Genomic DNA, 3859 nt, shown 5'->3' with positions numbered 1-3859 from the left:
CTTGCCTTATACTACTTTAACCGGCGCTTACGCAGCGGTAACGGACGTAAAACCCGCTAACGCGTTAAAGGACGGCGACGTTAGCTTGTATCTTGCCGAGGCAAATGTAAAAGTGCCCGTAGGCGAGATTTTAAAGCTAGGATTTGATCTTAACTACAAAGGTTCGCGCGTGGACGGAGGGCTGGAGCCAAGAAGGCTTGACGGCGATATGTTCGGCGCAAGAGTCTCGGTTAGCGAGTTTTTCGGATTCGGTCTATCGTATGCCTATACGACCGTTAGCGACGACGATGCCGTTATTTTGGGCGTCGGCAACGGCCCGGGATCATATACCGCACTGCCTATCAGAGGTCCGTTCGTCTTCACGGGATATGCGGGTATGGATACGCACAAGGTCGTGCTTGATTATAACTTCGGCGCTATCGGTCTGGACGGCTTCAAAACCGCGCTGCACTACGTAAAAGGCGATCAAGACAGAGTAGGCGGCACGAATAATATCAATGCTAGCGGGGCTGCGGGCCAAAAGGTCGGCACCAGCATGGACGTAGAGGGCTGGGCGGTAACGGCAAACTACGCTCCTAAGGCCGTGAAGGGGCTAAGCTTGGGTGTAACCTACACCGCGCTTGAGAGAAGCGACCACTACGCTAGCGGCGTAAATAGGAAGTTCGACGAGAACGAGATATGGTTGCAAGCTGCGTATAAATTTGATCTAAGCGGCAACTAAAGCTTTAAAGAGCGGAGTATTTCCGCTCTTTCTCATCCGTATTATTCTGCCTCATATATGACGCAAAAAAGGGCGTTTAAACCCGAAAAATTTACTCTTTCTCATCCGTATCATCAAGCGAGCCCTTGCTTGCTAAATGCTTCAATCTAAACTCTCTAAATTTACACGGACTCTTAAATTTAATGCAGCAAGGGCTAAATTTAGACGATAAATTTAAATGATAGATTCGGCAAAATTTCAGGGAGACGGAATTTTAAATTTGCCGATCCGCTCCATGAAATTTTAAAATTATAAAGCCTTACTATTAAATTTAACGCAGCTATTTAATTTAGTAAAATTTCAGCAGCATTTCGTAGAATAAGCGCACTGTATATCTGACATCGGCAAACTGATGTTTGTCTTTAAGCCCTTAATATAGCGGGCATTGACTGCGCCCTAGTATACGGCGCTAATATCAAAAAAAGCGATGATTTTTGCATAGCTTCTTTCGATGAAATTTTAAATTTGGATAAATTTTAAAGCTCGCCCGTAAAGCGCAAAAGAGATGAAAAAGGATAAAATTTTACCCGTCGGATCAAGCGGAATAAAAGCGAGATAAAATTTAACTTCGCTAAATTTAAGCCGCCGCGGATTAAATCGAAGCCCAGAATTTGAGCTTTAAATTTAACCCGCGGCGGAATGTGAATTAAAGCGTGAATTGAAGCGCTTATAATCTCAAAGCTTTATTTCTTCGCGCTAGAAGCGTCCATAAAGGCCTGCTCTTCGGCGCTCGGTTTATACTCGTCGCCGAAAAATCCCTTCTTTGCCTTGATCTTCTCCTGCATCATCTTCTTTTCGTAAATTTTATACGTCGGTCGCCAGTACTCTAGGTAGTTGCGAAGCCCGATGCCGTGGCCCGCGCTTACGTGGCAGCTCGCGCATTTGAGCTCGCGCTCGGTGCCTAGGAGCTTTTTGTAGTGCGCGTGCATGCGCTGCGCTTGCTCGGAGGTGATCTTGCTGTCGATCACGGTGGCGTGGCAGCTCGTGCAGCCGTTGTCAAACACATAGTGTTCGCGCTCTTCGCGTCTTTTGTTCCAGTCGTATTTTTCAGGCTCGTCAAAGAAGTGCGAGTAGCCCTCCAACACGCCGTTTTTGGCCTTTTGATAGACGTATTTTACGATATTGTCGTGCGGTAGGTGACAATCGACGCATTGGACTTTGATGCCCGTTTTGCCCTTGCCCGAGTGGACGTCGTCTTGATAGGCGATCACCATCGGATCCATCTCGTGGCAGACGTCGCAGAATTTATCGGTGCTTGTTTTCTCAAGCGCGTAGTGCACCGGCACGACGACGAAAAACCCTATAATGCCGCTTATTAAGATGATAAGCGCTAGTAATTTTTTAGAAATTCTCATGGTGTCACCCCCATCCATTGCGGCACTTCGTGCTCGTGGCATTCGGTACACATATTCGTAGATGCCTTGTGCTCGTTGTGGCATTCGTCGCAGTATAGCGTAGGACCGTCGTGGACGGAGTTATGCGGATTAGCCTTAAGCGTATCCATAAATTTAAGCCTCAAAGCGAGCTGCTTTTTGTCGCCGTGGCAGCTGATACAGCCTTTGTCGCCGATGCTTTTAAATTTAGACGGATCGCTTCCTTGATTTACGTGGCAATCGACGCAGTCAAACGACAAATGCTCATGATGAGGTTTGATTTTGTATTTTGCCCGAAGCTCATCTGAAACGACTATGTTCGTGGCGTTGGCGTCGTTGGCAGACGGTGCGCCGAACAAAGTCGCGATGATACAGCACAGAAACAATGCCGTAAAACTGATTTTTTTCATTTGCAACCTTTTAAAAACCGCCTTACCGGGTAGGCTTTCGCTACCCTGCAAGGCTTTAAAGAGCTTGCGCTCAGACCTAGCTAAGCAATCTGCTCGCCCGCGATCATTCCGAAAACTATGCAGTCGGTGATCGCGACGGTGCCTAAGCGACTTGCTCCGTGAGTTCCGCCGGTGATCTCGCCTGCAGCCCAAAGCCCAGGGATCGGCTTATTGGTTTTAGAGGATAGAACCTCTGCCTTTTCGTTGATCTTTAGACCGCCCATCGTGTGGTGAGGCTTCGGTGAGAGGCGGATGACGTAGAAAGGTCCCGCTTCGTTGATCTCGCTAAGCGCGCTTTCTTGCTTGCCAAACTCGTCTTTTTTCGCCTTAACGCCTTCGTTGTATTTTTTGACGCTCTCTTTTAGCGCGTCCGCAGGCACGCCGTATTTACTAGCGATCTCATCTAGGCTCGCGCATTCGCCCACTAGCTTACCGCCCGCCATGCCTTTAGAAATAACCTCTTCGCTTAGGTCTTTAAACGCCATTTTGGTATCGGCGAAAGTTATCGGATAGGCTTTAGGATCCTCGCGTAAAATTTTAAACTCCGCATCCGCGCGGGTCTTGCGGTCTGCAAGCTCATTCATAAAGCGCTTGCCGTTGCGAACGTCCACGGCGATGCCGTATTTAAAGGTGCCTTGCTGAGTTAGGATCGGAGCGGCGCCGAAACCCTTCTCATCGGGGCTCGCCCACGGACCGAACTGGATCCAATCGACCTGCACCGGATACGCGCCGATCTCAAAGGCTTTTAGCAGCACGCCCGCAGTGGCTCCCGGGTGGTTCGTGCTATCGACATCATCTGGGATGCGCGGATCTTGAAGCTTGCGGAAAATTTTATCGCGGCAAAATCCGCCCGCTGCGAGCACTACGCCTTTTTTGGCTTTGAGCGTCTTTTTGGTGCCGCTCGTGTTTTCAAGATCGTCGCTATAAAGATTCGGATCAAATTTATACTCCTCGCGGATTACGACGCCCGCTACGCGACCTTCGTCCATTACGAAATCGTCAAATTTCGCGCGGCGGCGAAGCTCACAGCCTTTGTCTTTTAGCGCTTCAAATTTTTCAAGCATCGGCTGGATGTAGCCAGAGCCGCTATCATTCGTAGTTAGCATCGAGCGCGCGACGCTGTGTCCGCCGAAGTGCGCGCAGTGATCCATCTTAAATTGCACGCCGTTATCTACGAGGAATTTAAACGCGTCTAAGCCGCGATCTGCTAAGGTGCTTAAAAGCTCTGGGTGGTTGATGCCAAGTCCTGCTTTTAGACAGTCGTTCATAAATAGCTC

The 3859-nt window shown here is 49.0% G+C and carries 4 protein-coding genes; 1 reads left to right on the top strand and 3 read right to left on the bottom strand.

Annotated elements, in window-relative coordinates:
- Positions 1-721, top strand: a 721-nt coding sequence (locus tag Q0236_RS07070; protein WP_297916419.1) for an OprD family outer membrane porin, incomplete at its 5' end; no start/stop codon positions are given.
- A 722-nt stretch (positions 722-1443) separates the two neighbouring features.
- On the opposite strand, the gene Q0236_RS07065 is transcribed toward Q0236_RS07070, so the two are convergent.
- From Q0236_RS07065 to Q0236_RS07055, 3 genes are all read right to left on the bottom strand, one after another.
- Positions 1444-2115, bottom strand: a complete 672-nt coding sequence (locus Q0236_RS07065; RefSeq protein WP_297916421.1) for a NapC/NirT family cytochrome c — start codon at positions 2113-2115, stop codon at positions 1444-1446.
- Complete coding sequence (locus Q0236_RS07060; RefSeq protein ID WP_297916417.1) at positions 2112-2543, bottom strand: cytochrome c3 family protein; 432 nt, start codon at positions 2541-2543, stop codon at positions 2112-2114. Before Q0236_RS07060 ends, Q0236_RS07065 begins: the two co-directional genes overlap by 4 nt.
- Positions 2544-2623: 80 nt before the next feature.
- Positions 2624-3859, bottom strand: a 1236-nt coding sequence (locus Q0236_RS07055) for a flavocytochrome c (RefSeq protein ID WP_297916415.1), incomplete at its 5' end; no start/stop codon positions are given.

It is taken from the genome of uncultured Campylobacter sp. (assembly GCF_938031315.1).
Lineage (GTDB): Bacteria > Campylobacterota > Campylobacteria > Campylobacterales > Campylobacteraceae > Campylobacter_B.
Note: the sequence above shows the minus strand (reverse complement) of the source record. Positions and strands in the feature narration are given on the sequence as shown.